The organism is Thetidibacter halocola (assembly GCF_018224955.1).
In the GTDB taxonomy this organism is placed as follows: domain Bacteria; phylum Pseudomonadota; class Alphaproteobacteria; order Rhodobacterales; family Rhodobacteraceae; genus Thetidibacter; species Thetidibacter halocola.
On sequence record NZ_JAGTUU010000001.1, the window covers coordinates 594,125 to 610,003 of the forward strand.

16 protein-coding genes are annotated in these 15,879 nt (G+C 67.4%); 10 read left to right on the forward strand and 6 right to left on the reverse strand.

Features of this window, described 5'->3' with window-relative positions; all coding sequences use genetic code 11:
* Positions 1-103: 103 nt before the first annotated feature.
* The 7 genes from KB874_RS02665 to lexA all read left to right on the forward strand — a co-directional run bounded on the left by KB874_RS02665 (position 104) and on the right by lexA (position 5,544).
* Positions 104-685 carry an anthranilate synthase component II gene (locus tag KB874_RS02665; RefSeq protein WP_212534988.1) on the forward strand — a complete coding sequence of 194 codons (582 nt, stop codon included), beginning with the start codon at positions 104-106 and terminating at the stop codon, positions 683-685.
* Positions 682-1,701, forward strand: coding sequence for an anthranilate phosphoribosyltransferase (gene trpD, locus KB874_RS02670; protein ID WP_212534989.1), 1,020 nt, complete (start codon positions 682-684; stop codon positions 1,699-1,701). Before KB874_RS02665 ends, trpD begins: the two co-directional genes overlap by 4 nt.
* Positions 1,698-2,339 carry a uracil-DNA glycosylase gene (locus KB874_RS02675; protein WP_212534990.1) on the forward strand — a complete coding sequence of 214 codons (642 nt, stop codon included), beginning with the start codon at positions 1,698-1,700 and terminating at the stop codon, positions 2,337-2,339. The genes trpD and KB874_RS02675 overlap by 4 nt, the downstream gene beginning before the upstream one ends.
* Positions 2,336-3,139, forward strand: a complete 804-nt coding sequence (gene trpC, locus KB874_RS02680; RefSeq protein ID WP_212534991.1) for an indole-3-glycerol phosphate synthase TrpC — start codon at positions 2,336-2,338, stop codon at positions 3,137-3,139. The genes KB874_RS02675 and trpC overlap by 4 nt, the downstream gene beginning before the upstream one ends.
* On the forward strand, positions 3,136-3,609 hold the full coding sequence (moaC, locus tag KB874_RS02685; RefSeq protein ID WP_212534992.1) for a cyclic pyranopterin monophosphate synthase MoaC: 474 nt from the start codon (positions 3,136-3,138) through the stop codon (positions 3,607-3,609). Before trpC ends, moaC begins: the two co-directional genes overlap by 4 nt.
* Positions 3,606-4,772: a molybdopterin molybdotransferase MoeA gene (locus tag KB874_RS02690; protein WP_212534993.1), complete on the forward strand. Its 1,167-nt coding sequence runs from the start codon at positions 3,606-3,608 to the stop codon at positions 4,770-4,772. Before moaC ends, KB874_RS02690 begins: the two co-directional genes overlap by 4 nt.
* A gap of 76 nt (positions 4,773-4,848) precedes the next feature.
* Positions 4,849-5,544: a transcriptional repressor LexA gene (gene lexA / locus KB874_RS02695; protein WP_212534994.1), complete on the forward strand. Its 696-nt coding sequence runs from the start codon at positions 4,849-4,851 to the stop codon at positions 5,542-5,544.
* Here lexA and KB874_RS02700 read toward each other — a convergent pair.
* Positions 5,538-7,631, reverse strand: coding sequence for a ComEC/Rec2 family competence protein (locus KB874_RS02700; RefSeq protein WP_212534995.1), 2,094 nt, complete (start codon positions 7,629-7,631; stop codon positions 5,538-5,540). The genes lexA and KB874_RS02700 overlap by 7 nt on opposite strands.
* A 73-nt stretch (positions 7,632-7,704) precedes the next feature.
* Here KB874_RS02700 and gltX point away from each other — a divergent pair, with 73 nt between their 5' ends.
* Both gltX and gltA read left to right on the forward strand, forming a co-directional pair.
* On the forward strand, positions 7,705-9,120 hold the full coding sequence (gene gltX, locus KB874_RS02705; RefSeq protein WP_212534996.1) for a glutamate--tRNA ligase: 1,416 nt from the start codon (positions 7,705-7,707) through the stop codon (positions 9,118-9,120).
* 94 nt (positions 9,121-9,214) lie between these two features.
* Positions 9,215-10,510 (forward strand): citrate synthase, encoded by a 1,296-nt coding sequence (gltA, locus tag KB874_RS02710; protein WP_212534997.1) that lies wholly within the window; start codon positions 9,215-9,217, stop codon positions 10,508-10,510.
* A gap of 145 nt (positions 10,511-10,655) precedes the next feature.
* Here gltA and KB874_RS02715 read toward each other — a convergent pair whose 3' ends face one another.
* From KB874_RS02715 to KB874_RS02735, 5 genes are all read right to left on the reverse strand, one after another.
* Entirely contained in the window at positions 10,656-11,432 is a 777-nt protein-coding gene (locus tag KB874_RS02715) for an enoyl-CoA hydratase-related protein (protein WP_212534998.1), read from the reverse strand.
* A gap of 162 nt (positions 11,433-11,594) precedes the next feature.
* Positions 11,595-12,083: a cytochrome c-type biogenesis protein gene (locus tag KB874_RS02720; RefSeq protein ID WP_212534999.1), complete on the reverse strand. Its 489-nt coding sequence runs from the start codon at positions 12,081-12,083 to the stop codon at positions 11,595-11,597.
* A complete protein-coding gene (locus KB874_RS02725) occupies positions 12,080-14,047 on the reverse strand; it encodes a heme lyase CcmF/NrfE family subunit (protein WP_212535000.1) in 1,968 nt (655 codons plus the stop codon). The genes KB874_RS02720 and KB874_RS02725 overlap by 4 nt, the downstream gene beginning before the upstream one ends.
* 94 nt (positions 14,048-14,141) lie before the next feature.
* A complete protein-coding gene (locus KB874_RS02730; protein ID WP_212535001.1) occupies positions 14,142-14,702 on the reverse strand; it encodes a holin family protein in 561 nt (186 codons plus the stop codon).
* Positions 14,693-15,310: a holin-associated N-acetylmuramidase gene (locus KB874_RS02735; protein WP_249200206.1), complete on the reverse strand. Its 618-nt coding sequence runs from the start codon at positions 15,308-15,310 to the stop codon at positions 14,693-14,695. Before KB874_RS02735 ends, KB874_RS02730 begins: the two co-directional genes overlap by 10 nt.
* Before the next feature lie 83 nt (positions 15,311-15,393).
* Between KB874_RS02735 and KB874_RS02740 the strand changes: the two genes are divergently transcribed.
* Positions 15,394-15,810, forward strand: coding sequence for a cupin domain-containing protein (locus KB874_RS02740; protein ID WP_212535311.1), 417 nt, complete (start codon positions 15,394-15,396; stop codon positions 15,808-15,810).
* The last annotated feature ends 69 nt before the right edge of the window (positions 15,811-15,879 follow it).

Genomic DNA, 15,879 nt, shown 5'->3' on the forward strand with positions numbered 1-15,879 from the left:
GATGCGGCGCGGCGTCTGTCCCGCCGCCCTTGACGCCACCGCGCCTGCCTGCGCATGTATACCGCGACCCGCGGCACCGCCGCCACCCCCGAGGCGCAGACCGATGCTTCTTCTGATCGATAATTACGACAGCTTCACCTACAACCTCGTTCATTTCCTTGGGGAACTGGGTGCCGAAGTGGTGGTGCGCCGCAATGATGCGCTCGACGTGCAGCAGGCGATGGCGATGAACCCGTCGGCGATCGTGCTGTCGCCCGGCCCCTGCGATCCAGACCAGGCGGGCATCTGCCTCGCTCTGACCCAGGCCGCCGCCGAAACCGGCACGCCCCTGCTGGGCGTCTGCCTCGGCCACCAGACGATCGGGCAGGCCTTTGGCGGCAAGGTGGTGCGCGCCGACCAGATCGTGCATGGCAAGACCGACGAGATCCACCACGAGGGGCGCGGCGTGTTCGCAGGCCTGCCCTCGCCTTTCCGCGCAACCCGCTATCACAGCCTCGTGGTACGGCGCTCCGACCTGCCCGACTGCCTCGAGGTCACGGCGGCGCTGAAGGATGGCACGATCATGGGCCTGTCGCACCGGACGTTGCCCATCCACGGCGTGCAGTTCCACCCGGAATCCATCGCCTCGGAGCATGGCCACGCCCTGCTCAAGAATTTCCTGACCTTCGCCGCGGAGCCTGCATGAGCGACGACATCAGACCCCTGATCGGCGCCGCCGCCGACCGACCCATGACCCGCGCCGAGGCCGAAACCGCCTTTACCATCCTGTTCGAGGGCGAGGCCACGCCGGCCCAGATCGGCGGCTTGCTGATGGCGCTGCGCACGCGGGGCGAGACGGTGCAGGAATACGCCGCAGCCGCCGCCGTGATGCGCGCCAAGTGCCACAAGGTCGCCGCCCCCGCCGGCGCCATGGACATCGTCGGCACCGGCGGCGATGGCAAGGGCACGCTGAACATCTCGACCGCGACAGCCTTTGTCGTCGCGGGCGCGGGCGTGCCGGTGGCCAAGCACGGCAACCGCAACCTGTCGTCGAAATCCGGCGCGGCGGATGCGCTGGGGCAGATGGGCATCAACGTGATGGTCGGCCCAGCGGTCGTGGAAAAGGCGCTGGCCGAGGTCGGCATCGCCTTCATGATGGCGCCGATGCACCACCCGGCCATGGCCCATGTCGGCCCGGTGCGCGCCGAGCTTGGAACGCGCACGATCTTCAACATCCTCGGACCGCTGACCAACCCGGCAGGCGTGAAGCGCCAGCTGACCGGCGCCTTCACCCGCGACCTGATCCGTCCCATGGCCGAGACGCTGGCCGCGCTAGGGTCCGAACGGGCCTGGCTGGTGCATGGCGGCGACGGCACGGACGAGCTTTCGATCGCGGGGATCAGCTGGATCGCCGCGCTGGAAGAGGATGGCACGATCCGGGAGGCCGAGTTGCATCCCGAGGATGCCGGCCTGCCCGCGCATCCCTTCGAGGCCATTCTCGGCGGCACGCCGGAACAGAACGGCGCGGCCTTCCGGGCGCTGCTGGACGGCGCGCCCGGCGCCTATCGCGACGCGGTGCTGCTGAACGCCGCGGCCGCGCTGGTCATCGCGGGCAAGGCCAGCGACCTGCGCGGGGGCGTGGCGATGGCGCGCGAGAGCATCGACAGCGGCGCGGCCCGGACCAAGGTTCAGGCGCTTGCCGCGGTGACGCAGGCCGCATGACCGTTCCCTTGGGCTGGCGCCATCTGCCGTTTTTCGTGCAGAAATGGCCCGACCTTTCGCGCGCGATTTCTGGCGATCCACGCACGATCCTGCCACCCGAGAACCAGCGCTTTGCCGCGCTTCAGGCCTGCCCGCCCGACCGCACCCGTGTCGTGATCCTGGGCCAAGATCCCTATCCGACGCCCGGCCATGCGCATGGTCTAGCCTTTTCCGTGGCGCCGGGCGTGGCGCTGCCGCGGTCGCTCGCCAATATCTACAGGGAAATGACCGACGATCTCGGCGTCTGCCCGCCCGATGGCGACCTGCGTTTCTGGGCAGATCAGGGGGTGCTGCTGCTCAATACCGCGCTGACCGTTCCGGCCGGAGAGGCCGGGGGCCATGCGAAACTCGGCTGGGCGCAACTGACCCGCGAGGTGCTGGAGGCACTGTCGGACCGCCCGCGCGCCTTTGTCCTCTGGGGCGGGCACGCGCAGGGCTTTGCCCCCTGCATCCGGGGCGACGGCCACTTGGTCCTGACAAGCGCGCATCCCTCGCCCCTGTCAGCGCGAAAGGGCTTTTTCGGCTCGCGCCCCTTTTCCCGCGTGAACGACTGGCTTAAAGCGAAAGGCGACACGCCGATGAACTGGACGGACCGATGACCGAAACCATCCTCGACAAGATCAAGGCCTACAAGCTGGAAGAGGTCGCCGCGGACAAGGCCGCGAAACCGCTGGCAGAGGTCGAGGCTGAGGCCCGCGCCGCCGGTCCCGTCCGTCCCTTTGCCGCCGCGCTGATGGCCGCCGCCGAAACCGGCTATGGCCTGATCGCCGAGGTCAAGAAGGCGTCGCCCTCCAAAGGCCTGATCCGCGCCGATTTCGATCCCGCGACGCTCGCCCGGGCCTACGAGGCGGGCGGTGCCACCTGCCTGTCGGTCCTGACCGACACGCCGTCCTTCGAGGGGGCCAAGCCGTTCCTGACGCAGGCGCGCGCCGCGACTGGCCTGCCAGCCCTGCGCAAGGACTTCATGTATGACACCTACCAGGTGGCCGAGGCGCGCGCCCTTGGCGCCGACTGCATCCTCATCATCATGGCCAGTGTCTCGGACGCGCAGGCGAAGGAACTCGAGGACGCGGCGCGTTCATGGGGCATGGATGCGCTGATCGAGGTGCATGACCGCGCTGAACTGGACCGTGCGTTGGAACTCGACAGCGCCATGATCGGTGTGAACAACCGCAATCTCAAGACTTTCGCGACCACTCTTGAGACAACACGAGAACTGTCTCGCGCAATCCCATCGGATCGCTTTCTGATTTCCGAGTCAGGGCTGAATACGCCTGCCGACCTGGCAGACATGGCCGCCCATGGTGCGCGGGCCTTCCTGATCGGCGAAAGCCTGATGCGCCAGGCCGATGTCGAGGCCGCGACCCGCGCCCTGCTGAAAGACCCGGTGACCGCATGAGCCTGACCCATTTCGACGAGCGCGGCAATGCGCACATGGTGGACGTGTCGGACAAGGCAGTGACCTCGCGCATCGCCACTGCCGAAGGCCACGTCACGATGGCGCGCGAAACCTTTGATCTTATTACCGAAGGCCGCGCGAAAAAGGGCGACGTGATCGGCGTCGCGCGGCTGGCCGGGATCATGGGCGCAAAAAAGACTCCGGATCTGATCCCGCTGTGCCACCCGCTGCCTGTGACCAAGGTCAGCGTCGACCTTGTCGCCGATCCGACCCTGCCGGGCCTGCGGATCGAGGCCACCGTCAAGACCACCGGCCAGACCGGGGTCGAGATGGAGGCGCTAACCGCCGTCAGCACCGCCGCGCTGACGGTTTATGACATGGTCAAGGCCGTGGACAAGGGCATGGTCATCGGCGGAATCCGCGTGATCCTGAAGGATGGCGGAAAATCAGGGCGTTACGAGGCGACATGATAACCGTCGCCGAGGCCCTGGACCATCTGTTCGCGCTGGCCGCACCGCTGGAGGTCGAGCGTGTTCCGCTGCTTGACGCAGAAGGCCGCGTGCTGGCCGAACCCGTCGCCGCCCGCCGCGACCAGCCACCTTTTCCGGCCTCTGCGATGGACGGTTACGCGGTGGTCGAGGCGATCCCCGGCGCGACGTTGACCGTCATCGGCGAAAGCGCGGCGGGACATGGCTTTGACGGGGCGGTGAGCGCGGGCCAGGCGGTGCGGATCTTTACCGGCGCGCCGGTGCCGCCCGGCGCTGCCCGCATCGTCATCCAGGAAGACGTGACACGCGATGGCGACCGCATCACGATCGGCACGAATCTGGACGAAAACGCCTATATCCGTTCCGCCGGAACCGATTTCCGCTCTGGCGACCGGGTAGAGGCGCCGCGCCGCCTGACCCCGCAGGACATCGCCCTGCTGGCCTCGATGAACATCCCCGAGGTTCCGGTGAGGCGCCGCCCCGTGGTCGCCCTGATCTCGACCGGCGACGAACTGGTCATGCCCGGTGAGGAGCCCGGCCGCGACCAGATCATCGCATCGAACACGTTCGGGCTGCATGCGCTACTGCGCCAATTGGGCGCGAAACCGCGCCTTCTGCCCATCGCACATGACAACGTGGCCTCCCTCGAAACCGTGCTGGGCCTCGCAGAGGGCGCCGACCTGGTCATCACGATCGGTGGCGCCTCGGTCGGGGACCATGACCTGGTGGCGCAGGTGGCGGCCGGGATGGGGATGGAGCGCGCCTTTCACAAGGTGGCGATGCGGCCGGGCAAGCCGCTCATGTCGGGGCAGCTGGGCGGCGCGATGATGATCGGCTTGCCGGGCAACCCGGTTTCCGCCATGGTCTGCGGCCATGTCTTTGTCGCACCGGTGATCCGCGCCATGCTGGGCCTGCCGAAGGCGCCGACCCCACGCAGCCGGGCGCCTCTTGCCGCGCCGCTGGGCGCCAACGGCCCGCGCGAGCATTACATGCGCGCCCGGCTCGACGCCTCGGGCCTGACCGCGTTCGAACGACAGGACAGCAGCCTTCTGTCCGTGCTGGGCGCCGCCAATGCGCTGATCGTGCGCCCGGTGAGCGACGGCGCACGCGCTGCGGGCGACATCGTGGACTATATCGCGCTCTGACTTATCCACAGCCAGGTTGACACAAAACGGGAACATGCGTAGAACAAAACAAAACGCATGACCCGAGGGGCACCCGATGTTGACCAAGAAACAACTGGATCTGCTGGATTTCATCAATCGCCGCATGGCGCGCGACGGTGTTCCGCCCAGTTTCGACGAGATGAAGGACGCGCTGGACCTGCGGTCGAAATCCGGCATCCACCGGCTGATCACCGCGCTCGAGGAGCGCGGCTTCATCCGGCGTTTGCCGCACCGCGCACGCGCGCTCGAGATCGTCAAGCTGCCAGAGGCACTGGGCGGCACCGCGCGTGGCTTTGTTCCCTCGGTCATCGACGGCGACCTGCCCGACAGCACGCCGGCAGACGCAATCAGCCTCGGCGCTGCCCACTTGGCCGAACTGCCGCTTCTGGGCCGCATCGCCGCCGGCGTTCCGATCGAGGCGATCAACGACACGCCGCCGGGCGTATCGGTGCCGGGGCAGATGCTTCACGGTGGCGGGCGCCACTATGCGCTCGAGGTCAAGGGCGACTCGATGATCGAGGCGGGCATCAATGACGGCGACGTGGTTGTGATCCGCGAAACCAGCCATGCTGACGATGGCGATATCGTCGTGGCCCAGGTCGATGGCTACGAGGCGACGCTGAAGCGCTATTACCGCAAGGGCGGGATGATCGTGCTCGAAGCGGCGAATCCGGCCTATGAGCCGCGCGTCCTGCCCGCGGGCGAGGTCGCCGTTCAGGGCCGCCTTGTCGGGCTTATCCGCACCTACTGACCGGTCTGCGCCAGCCGCAACGGGGCGTCCTGCGCCGCGGGGCGGCGATGCCAGAGCCTGTCCCCGGACAATTCCCGGTCGGTGACGACGCGCAGGCCGTCGGGCCGCGCGCTCACGGCGACGGCGCCGGTCGCCCCGAGCGTGTCGGGGTCGAACCGTAGGCAGGGACCGGACAGGGCCAGCGCCTCGCTGGCGACCACGATCTGGTCCGCCCGGCATTCCGCGAACCCCCGTGAGGCGATCTTGCCCTGAAGGTGGATTACCTCCCAGGAACCAAGGCGGCCACGGGCGACCCGGCCTTCCGCCTCGCCCGGCCAGAGCCCCGCAGCCCCCGCTTGATCCAGTCGCGAGCCGTCGTTTTCCAACCAGACCTCGGCTATGAAGCCCGACCCGCGCGGGCGCGACAGGGCGCGGCCCTCGGGGGTCATCAACCCGACCAACGCGCCACTGTCGGCGATCAGCAGCGCAGGCCGCTCTGCCCCGACCCAAAGCGCCAGCGCCAGCGCGGCGGGGACCATCCCGGCCAGCCGGCCACGCCCGCGCCACAGGCACAGGATCAGCCCGCCCATCGCCATCAGCGGCAGAACACCGGGGCCGGGCGCCGGGATCGGGCGCACCGCCCCCTCCCACGCCGCGACAGTGCGCGCCACCAGCAGGATCCAATCCAGCCCCCAGCCCATCACCGCCAGCGCAAGCCAGTCCAGCCCCAGCGGCGACAGCAATGCCGCGACCACCGCCGCCGGCACTACCATCATCCCCATCACCGGCACCGAGACGAGATTTGCGATCAGCCCGTAATGGGTCATCCGGTTGAAATGCGTCATGGCGACCGGCGCCGTGGCGAAGCCCGCCACCGCCGAGGATACCAGAAGGGAAATCACCGGGGCGGCCCAGCGTGGCAGGCGGCGTTCCCGTTGCAGACCGCTGACTTGCTCGAACACCGCGACCAGCGCGGTTGTCGCGGCAAAGGACATCTGAAAGCCTGGGCCGAGCATCGCCTCGGGTTGCAGGACCAGGATGATCAGCGCCGCCATCGCCACCGCCCGCAACGACAGGGCACGCCGGTGCAGCATCACCGCCGTCAGTGCCACCGCCGCCATGACAAAGGCGCGTTCCGTGGCCACGTTGCCGCCGGACAGCAGCAGGTAGCCGAAGGCCGCCACCAGCGCGCCCGCCGCCGCCAACCGCTTGACCGGCCAATGATGGCGCACAAGCGGCACCAGCAGCAGGCCGACCCGCAGCGCACCGAACACGAACCCCGCGAGAAGCCCCATGTGCAGGCCGGAGATCGCCAGCAGATGCGCGAGGTTCGTATCGCGCAGCGCGTCCAGCGTTTCCTGCCCCATGCCGCTGCGGTCTCCGGTTGTCACGGCGGCGGCAAAGGCGCCCGTCTCACCCGGTAACGCCTTCTGCACATACTGCGACAACGCCATCCGCGCGGCGAACACGGCCTGCCCCCCACCCGGTTCCTCCAGCAGCAGCACGGGATTGCGCGTATAGCCCACCGCGCCGAGCCGCAGGAACCAGGCATGGCGGCGAAAGTCGAATCCGCCCGGCTCCACCGCGCCGCCCGGCGGGCCGAGGTGGCCGGTCAGGATCACTACGGCATCCGGTTCCAGCGGGGCGAATCCCTGCTCGCCGTGCAGCGAGACGCGAACGCGCGTCGGCGTGTCCTCGGGCGCCATGCGCTCCAGCACCACGCGGTCCAGCGTCAGCCGCACCGCATCGCTGGCCGAGCGGTCGATGCCCACGACCCGCCCTTCGATCGATCCGTAGTAGCGGAAGTCCAGCACAGGCCCGGCGACGCCATGCGACCGTGCCCCGGCCAGCCCGATCCCCAGGCAGGCCAGCGCCACAGCGGCAACCAGCGGCCCCGCCACGGCGTTCATGCGCGCCTGCGCGACCAACCCCGCCAGCCCGGCCAGCGCCGCCAGCCACAAGGCCCATGTCGGCGGCTCTACCCGGAGCAGGAAATACAGCCCGATCCCCACGCCAAGGCAGACCGGCGCCCACGGGAACAGAAATCCGCGCTGGCCCAGAACGAGGCCCGCGGCGCGGTCGATCAAGGCTGTCGCGGCTGGCGCCATGCTTGCCCCTTCACAAGCCTCCCGGTAAGGAACGCGCAAGCTTTGCCATCCCATTCTTAGGAAAAGGTTAACCATGTCCGACCAGATGATCGTCACGCGGTTCGCCCCCTCGCCCACCGGCTACCTGCATATCGGCGGCGGGCGCACGGCGCTGTTCAACTGGCTTTTCGCCCGCGGTCGTGGCGGCAAGTTCCTGCTGCGGATCGAGGACACCGACCGAGCCCGCTCTACCCCCGAGGCGACCGAGGCGATCCTCAAGGGTCTGGCGTGGCTGGGGCTCGACCATGACGGCGAGGTGATCAGCCAGTTCGACCGCGCCCCCCGCCATGCCGAGGTCGCCCACCAGCTGCTGGACATGGGCAAGGCGTACAAGTGCTTTGCCACGCAGGACGAGATCGAGGCCTTCCGCGAGAAGGCCCGCGAGGAAAAGCGCTCCACCCTGTTCCAGAGCCCGTGGCGCGACGCCGACCCCGCGACCCATCCCGACGCGCCTTACGTGATCCGGCTCAAGACCCCGCTGGAGGGCGAAACGATCATCCGCGACCGCGTGCAGGGCGACGTGCGCATCGGCAACGACCAGCTCGACGACATGGTACTGCTGCGCTCGGACGGCACGCCCGTCTACATGCTGGCCGTGGTGGTGGACGATCACGACATGGGCGTGACCCACGTGATCCGCGGCGACGACCACCTGAACAACGCCGCCCGCCAGATGGGCATCTATACCGCGATGGGCTGGGACGTGCCGGTCTGGGCGCATATCCCGCTGATCCATGGGCCGGACGGCAAGAAACTGTCCAAGCGCCACGGCGCGCTGGGTGTCGAGGAATACCAGGCGATGGGCTATCCGGCGGCGGGGATGCGCAACTATCTCGCGCGGCTGGGCTGGAGCCACGGCGACGACGAGTTCTTTACCGATGCGCAGGCGCAGGCCTGGTTCGATCTCGATGGAATCGGCAAGGCGCCGGCGCGGCTCGACTTCAAGAAACTGGAAAATCTCTGCGGCCAGCACATCGCCGCCGCGGACGATGCTGCGCTGCTGCATGAGATCGTGGCCTACCTCGATGCCGCAGGCCTGCCCGCCCTGGCCCAGGCACAGGCGGACGGCCTGCATCGTGCGATGTATTGCCTCAAGGAACGCGCCCGAACCTTCCCGGAACTCCTTGAAAAGGCGCACTTCGTCCTGGCCGCAACGCCGATCGTGCCGGATGATGCGGCGGCGAAGGCGCTGGACACTGTATCCCGTGGTATACTGGCCTCGTTGACGCCGCAGTTGCAAAATGCTAGCTGGACGCGGCATGATCTGGAGGCGATCTTGAACCGCTTCGCAGAGGAACAGGGAACGAAATTCGGCAAGCTGGCGGGGCCGTTGCGCGCCGCGCTGGCCGGGCGCACGGCGACGCCCAGCGTGTTCGACATGATGCTCGTCCTCGGGCGCGACGAAACGCTGGCGCGACTGGCCCATGCTGCGGCCGACGGGCAGGACTGATCCGGTCCCGGGCCATGTGAGATCGATGATGCGGCCGGCACCCGGCCGCGCCGCAATCCGGGCCCCAGCGGCCCAGCTAGAAGGGATGACAAGCATGGCTGACGAGACGAGAAAAGCGACCCTCATCATCGGCAACGAGAACTACGATCTTCCGATCTACTCGCCGACCGAAGGCCCGGATGTCATCGACATCCGCAAGCTTTACGGGCAGGCGGGCGTCTTTACCTATGACCCCGGCTTTACCTCGACCGCGTCCTGCGACAGCACCATCACCTTCATCGACGGCGACGAGGGCGTGCTGACCCATCGCGGCTATCCGATCGACCAGCTGGCCTCCAAGTCGCATTACCTCGAAGTCTGCTACCTGCTGCTCTACGGCGAGTTGCCCACCGCCGCCGAGCTGGAAAAGTTCGAGGACACGATCACGCACCACACGATGATCCATGAGCAGATGCACAACTTCTTCCGCGGCTTCCGCCGCGATGCGCATCCCATGGCGACGATGGTGGGCGTGGTCGGCGCCATGTCGGCCTTCTACCATGACAGCACCGACATCAGCGACCCGCACCAACGCGAGATCGCCAGCCACCGCCTGATCGCCAAGATGCCGACCATCGCGGCGATGGCCTACAAGTATTCGATCGGCCAGCCCTTCGTCTATCCGCGCAACGACCTCGATTACGCAGCGAACTTCCTGCACATGTGCTTTGCCGTGCCCGCCGCGGAATATGTCGTGGACCCGATCCTGGCCCGTGCGATGGACCGCATCTTCACCCTGCATGCGGATCACGAGCAGAACGCCTCGACCTCTACGGTGCGCCTCGCTTCGTCCTCTGGCGCCAACCCCTTCGCCTGCATCGCCGCCGGCATTGCCTGCCTCTGGGGCCCGGCCCATGGCGGCGCCAACCAGGCCTGCCTCGAGATGCTGAAGGAGATCGGCAGCGTCGACCGCATCCCCGAATTCATTGCCCGCGCCAAGGACAAGAACGACCCGTTCCGCCTGATGGGCTTCGGCCACCGCGTCTACAAGAACTTCGACCCGCGCGCCAAGGTTATGAAACAGTCCGCCGACGAGGTGCTTGACCTGCTGGGGGTCGAGAACAACCCGATCCTTCAGGTCGCCAAGGAACTGGAAAAGCAGGCGCTGGCGGATCCGTATTTCGCCGACAAGAAGCTGTTCCCGAACGTCGACTTCTACTCGGGCATCATCCTCGAGGCGATGGGCTTCCCGACCTCAATGTTCACCCCCGTCTTCGCTGTCAGCCGCACCGTCGGCTGGATCAGCCAGTGGAAGGAACAGCTGGCCGACCCGCAGATGAAGATCGGCCGTCCGCGTCAGCTCTACCGTGGGCACAAGCAGCGCGACTATCGCGACATCGAAACGCGCTGAACCGGTTCCGCTCCGGCTTCGGGCCCGTCCCTCTCCGGGGGGCGGGCCTTTTCATTCGCCACAGGCACCCGCTGCCTGATCCCCGGCAAACGAAAAAGGCGCGCCCATCGGCGCGCCTTCGCTTCTGCCTTCTTCAGTGTGCTGGTCAGCGCCCCTCGTATTGCGCCGGGCGCTTTTCCAGAAAGGCGAGGACACCCTCCTGGAAATCGCGGGTCTTGCCGCATTCGCCCTGAAGCTTCGCCTCGATCGCCAGCTGTTCTTCCAGCGTGTTGTCCAGCGAGGTGCGCATCGCCTGTTTCACCCGCGTGTAGGCGGCGGTCGGCCCCTTCGCGAGGTGCGTGGCCCGCGCCTTCCAGACCGCCTCGAACTCGGCCGCAGGCACCGCCTCCCAGATCATGCCCCAGTCCGACGCCTGCCGCGCGCTGATCTTCTCGGCAAACAGCGCCGCACCCATGGCCTTGGCCAGACCCATCTGCCGCGGCAGATACCAGGTGCCGCCCGCATCCGGGATCAGCCCGATCCGGGTAAAGGCCTGGAGGAAGAACGCATCCTCCGAGGCGATGACCACGTCCGCCGCCAGCGCGAGGTTCGCCCCCGCCCCCGCCGCCGGACCGTTGACCGCGCTGATCGTCGGCACCGGGCAATCGAAGATCGCTTGCAACATGGGCACGTATTCGTCACGCAGCGTGCGCTCGAGGTCGATATTGGCGGCATTGGCGCGGTCGCCCAGATCCTGCCCCGAGCAAAAGGCCCGCCCCGCCCCGGTCAGCACGACCACCCGCGCCTCACGCGCCGCGCGTCGCATCGCGTCGGTGATCTCGGCGCGCATCTGGGTGTTGAGCGCATTCATCACGTCGGGGCGGTTGAGCGTGATCGTGGCCAGGTCCTCGACCACGGAATAGGCGATCATGTCATACTGCATCGCAGGCTCCCTCTTTGCGTCGCCGCATCAAACACCGCGCCCCGGAAAATGGCAAAGCGAAACGCGGCGTCACCCGCGCCCGCGTCCCGTCTTCTTCTTGTTCAAAATACTCAGGGCAGTCTCGCCGAAGGCGAGACGGGGCAGAGCCCCATACGTCGCGCCCTACTCGCCCAGAAGTTCCTTCAGGCGCTGACGCTCGGCCTCGCTCAGCCCCGCCTCGCCCGGTGCGACGGCGCTGGCGCGGCGGCGCACATAGACGATGCCGATCCCCAGCGCCATCACGAACAGTGCCGGCCCCGCCGCCCAGAGCAGCACGTTCCAGCCGCCCGTGGTCGGTTTCAGCAGCACGAATTCGCCGTAGCGGTCGACAATGAAATCAACCACCTCGGTGTCGCTGTCGCCTTCCATGATCCGCTCGCGCACCAGGATGCGCAGGTCACGCGCCAGTGAGGCGTTCGACTCGTCGATGCTCTCGTTCTGGCAGACCAGACAGCGCAGCCCCTCGGAAATCTCCCGCGCCCGCGCCTCCAGCGCCGGATCGGACAGCATCTCGTCGGGCTGCACAGCCGGTAGCGGCGCGCCCGACAACGCCAGGCAAACCGCCAGGACAAGAGCCGGAGTCTTGCCCCGCAATCCGCGCAACGGGTTCATTCCGCGGGCACTCCCAGCTTGGGCTCTGTCCGTGCCGCGCCGGCCGCCACACGATAGCGGCGGTCGGAGAGGCTCAGCAAGCCGCCCAGCGACATGATGATGCAGCCCGCCCAGATCCAGTTCGCCAGGGGCTTGATATAGGTCCGCATGACCCACCCGCCATTGTCCTGCGGATCGCCGATGACGACATAGACATCGCGCATCACGCGATAGTCGATCGCCGCCTCGGTCGTGGGCATCTGCGCCACCGGGTAGTTCCGCTTTTCCGGGTAGAGATGCGCGATCTCGACCCCGTCCTTGCGGACCGACACCTCGCCCATGGTCGAGATGTAGTTCGGCCCCTGCACCCGCTCGACGCCCTGCAACTCCAGTTCGAAGGCACCTACGGTAAACGGCTCGCCTACCCGGGCGACGCGGATGTCCTCTTCCTGCCACGCCATCAGCCCGGCAATACCCAGCATGGTGATGCCCATCCCCGAATGCGCCACCGCCTTGCCCCAGTCGGCGCGCGGCAGTCGCAGCAGGCGTTTCAGATCGCGGTTCTGACCGGTACGGCTGATCAGGTCGGTGATCGCGCCGGCGACCAGCCAGGTGCCCAGGAACACGCCCACCGGCCCCATCAGGCTGCGGCCGGTCTGCATCGCCCAGACGAACCCCGCCAGCGCCACCGCCAGCATGAAGGCCGGCGCCAGCTGACGGATGACTCGATCCAGCTTCGCCCGCTTCCAGCTCAGCATGGCGCCCACGGGCAGGATGATGCCAAGAACGATCATGAAGGGCGTGAAGGCCGCGTTGAAGAAGGGCGGGCCGACCGACAGCTTGCGGTCAAAGAACATCTCGGCCACCAGGGGCCACATCGTGCCGACGAAGACCACGAAAGACGACACCGCCAGCAGGATGTTGTTCGCCACAAGCGCGCTTTCGCGGCTGACCACGCCGAAGACGCCCTTGGCCTCCATCGCACTCGCCCGTGCCGCGAACAGCATCAGCGCGCCGCCGGTGAAGAAGACGAGGATCATCAGGATGAAGACGCCGCGTTCGGGATCGTTGGCAAAGGCATGGACCGAGGTCAGCAGGCCCGAGCGCACGATGAACGTGCCGATCAGCGAGAAGCCGAAGGCGAGGATCGCCAGCAGGATGGTCCAGCTTTTCAGCGCCTCGCGCTTTTCCACCACGATGGCCGAATGCAGCAATGCGGCGGCGAAAAGCCAAGGCATGAACGAGGCGTTTTCCACCGGGTCCCAGAACCAGAACCCGCCCCAGCCCAGCTCGTAATAGGCCCACCACGATCCCAGCGCGATACCTATGGTCAGAAAGACCCAGGCCGCCAGTGTCCAGGGCCGCACCCAGCGCCCCCACGCCGCGTCGACCCGCCCCTCGATCAGCGCAGCAACGGCAAAGCTGAAGCAGATGCTCAGGCCGACATAGCCGAGGTAGAGGAATGGCGGATGGAACGCCAATCCGGGGTCCTGCAACAGTGGGTTCAGGTCTTGGCCGTCGAACGGCGGCACCACCAGGCGCAGGAACGGGTTCGAGGTGAACAGGATGAAGGCCAGGAAGGCCACGCCGATCGCCCCCTGCACCGCGATCACGCGGGCGCGCAGCGTGTGCGGGATATTCCCCCCGAACCAGGCTGCGCAGGCGCCGAACAGCGCCAGGATCATCACCCAGAGCAGCATGGAGCCCTCGTGGTTGCCCCAGACGCCCGAGATCTTGTAGAGCATCGGCTTGGCCGAGTGGCTGTTCTGATAGACCAGCTGCAACGAGAAATCCGACGTCACGAAGGCATGCGTCAGCGCCGCAAAGCTCATCCCGATCAGCAGGAATTGCGCGGTGGCGGCAGGTTCGGCGACGGCCATCCAGCCGGGCCAGCGTTTATGCGCGCCGATCAGCGGCACGGTCATCTGAATCAGCGCCACGAAGAAGGCGAGGATCAGGGCGATATGTCCAAGCTCTGTAATCATGGTCAGGACTATAGGGCGACGCAAAACCCGGGCCAATGGGATTCGGCCCGGGTGCGCGTTCACATTGTCGCAACGGCATGGGTGGCCGAGCGGCTCAGCGCGTGGCGCGCCAGTCATCCAGCGCGGGGTTCCGCTCGGTGGTTTCCACGGCCGGCTCTCCGGCAGGGGTAGGCTCGGCCGGGCTCACGTCGCGAAGCGCCTCGACGTCGCGTACCGTCTGCACGACCTGCGGCACGGCGGCGATGGTGGCGGCCAGGTCGCGCTGGAAATCCTGCCCCTTGGCCTGGTGCCGCGCGCCGAAGTAGAAACTGACGATGGCCGCCAGCAGCCACCACAGCGGCTCGGGCACCAGCGCGATGCCCGCCATGCGCGCGGCGAACCAGACCGGGTCCACCATCGCCGCCACGAACAGCCCCATCGTGCCCAGCGCCATCGCCGGGCGCGGCACCCGGTTCAGCGCGTCCATGAACCGGTCAAAGCGCGAGCGGCGTTCCAGCCGGAATTCCTTGGCGAACTGCTCCAGCGAGGCATGTTGCAGCGTCAACTCGCGCCCCGCCTCGGCCTCGGCATTGACGCGGAAAACCTCGGCGGTCTCACGCACCACGTTGCGTCCGCCGCCGAACAGCCCGTTCAGCAGGATTTCGATCATCCCCATGCCGCAACCCTCCGCTGGAACTGCACGTCCGTCAGGTGATAGCGGGACGAGATGAACTCCTCGGCGCGCTTGATCCAGCCGCCCTTGCCGCCCGCGCGGCTGCGGGCATACTTGCGCGACGCGGGCCGCGCATCGGCGATGGCGAAGTAATAATTCCGCCGCGCGATGCCGTATGCGTCGGCAATATGGCCGGGCGCCCGCGCCGCCGCCCGTGCGGCTGCCGCGACGGTCTGCGGGCCGATGGCGCCATCAACGGCCACTTTTTCGCCCATCTCGACCAGCAGCCGTTGCAGGATCTTCACCGCGTTGGCGCCGGCATTCACATACATGTCAAAGACAGTCGCATGCAGCATCTCAGGCAATTCCGCGATGCGCGGCTTCAGGAAATAGTGCTGAAGAAAGATCTCAACCGCCTGCGCACGGCTCAGCCGTTTCACATCCTCGGCGGTCACGCTGCCGTCGCCATCAAGGTCGATCCCGAGGCGCCGCATGGTGTGGATGGTGACGCCGTATTTCGTGGCCCCGCCGGGATCGTCGGGGTCGTTGACATAGCCACCCTCGCGGGCGACGATTTCCTCGGCCATCTGCCGGACCGATGCACTGCTCATCTCTGCCTCCTGTGTTCGAGACGGTTTTCGAGTGGGCAGAGGGTGGGCAAAGACGGTTAACGAAACCCGAGGGGGGCGCGCGCCTGGACGCCGACGACATCATCGCCATGCTGGACCTCGCCCCGCATCCCGAGGGTGGGCATTATCGCCAGACTTGGGAGGCCGAGGGCGAGGGTCGCCCGGCGGGCACCTGCATCTATTTCCTGCTGAAGGCCGGAGAGCGTAGCCACTGGCAACGGGTCGATGCCGCCGAGATCTGGCATTTCTACGCGGGCGCCCCGCTGATCCTGTCGATTGCCGAAACCGCGGCCGGCCCGCGCGCAGACCATGTCCTGGGCCCTGACCTGGCCGTGGGCCAGCGCCCGCAGATTCTCGTTCCGCCGCATCACTGGCAGGCGGCCCGCGGCATGGGCGGCTGGACGCTGGTGGGCTGCACCGTAAGCCCCGGTTTCCGCTTCGATGGGTTCGAACTGGCCATGCCGGATTTCGACATTCCCTGACGCGGCGCCGTTACAGACCGTGGATTGAGGGGTTTGCCCCTGCTCCCCTCGGTCGCTTCCCCCAGTATG

Bases quoted from the DNA above. Each gene is read 5' to 3' on its own strand.
- KB874_RS02665 (WP_212534988.1), top strand. From the start codon at position 104: ATGCTTCTTCTGATCGATAATTACGACAGCTTCACCTACAACCTCGTT.
- trpD (WP_212534989.1), top strand. From the start codon at position 682: ATGAGCGACGACATCAGACCCCTGATCGGCGCCGCCGCCGACCGACCC.
- KB874_RS02675 (WP_212534990.1), top strand. From the start codon at position 1,698: ATGACCGTTCCCTTGGGCTGGCGCCATCTGCCGTTTTTCGTGCAGAAA.
- trpC (WP_212534991.1), top strand. From the start codon at position 2,336: ATGACCGAAACCATCCTCGACAAGATCAAGGCCTACAAGCTGGAAGAG.
- moaC (WP_212534992.1), top strand. From the start codon at position 3,136: ATGAGCCTGACCCATTTCGACGAGCGCGGCAATGCGCACATGGTGGAC.
- KB874_RS02690 (WP_212534993.1), top strand. From the start codon at position 3,606: ATGATAACCGTCGCCGAGGCCCTGGACCATCTGTTCGCGCTGGCCGCA.
- lexA (WP_212534994.1), top strand. From the start codon at position 4,849: ATGTTGACCAAGAAACAACTGGATCTGCTGGATTTCATCAATCGCCGC.
- KB874_RS02700 (WP_212534995.1), bottom strand. From the start codon at position 7,631: ATGGCGCCAGCCGCGACAGCCTTGATCGACCGCGCCGCGGGCCTCGTT.
- gltX (WP_212534996.1), top strand. From the start codon at position 7,705: ATGTCCGACCAGATGATCGTCACGCGGTTCGCCCCCTCGCCCACCGGC.
- gltA (WP_212534997.1), top strand. From the start codon at position 9,215: ATGGCTGACGAGACGAGAAAAGCGACCCTCATCATCGGCAACGAGAAC.
- KB874_RS02715 (WP_212534998.1), bottom strand. From the start codon at position 11,432: ATGCAGTATGACATGATCGCCTATTCCGTGGTCGAGGACCTGGCCACG.
- KB874_RS02720 (WP_212534999.1), bottom strand. From the start codon at position 12,083: ATGAACCCGTTGCGCGGATTGCGGGGCAAGACTCCGGCTCTTGTCCTG.
- KB874_RS02725 (WP_212535000.1), bottom strand. From the start codon at position 14,047: ATGATTACAGAGCTTGGACATATCGCCCTGATCCTCGCCTTCTTCGTG.
- KB874_RS02730 (WP_212535001.1), bottom strand. From the start codon at position 14,702: ATGGGGATGATCGAAATCCTGCTGAACGGGCTGTTCGGCGGCGGACGC.
- KB874_RS02735 (WP_249200206.1), bottom strand. From the start codon at position 15,310: ATGAGCAGTGCATCGGTCCGGCAGATGGCCGAGGAAATCGTCGCCCGC.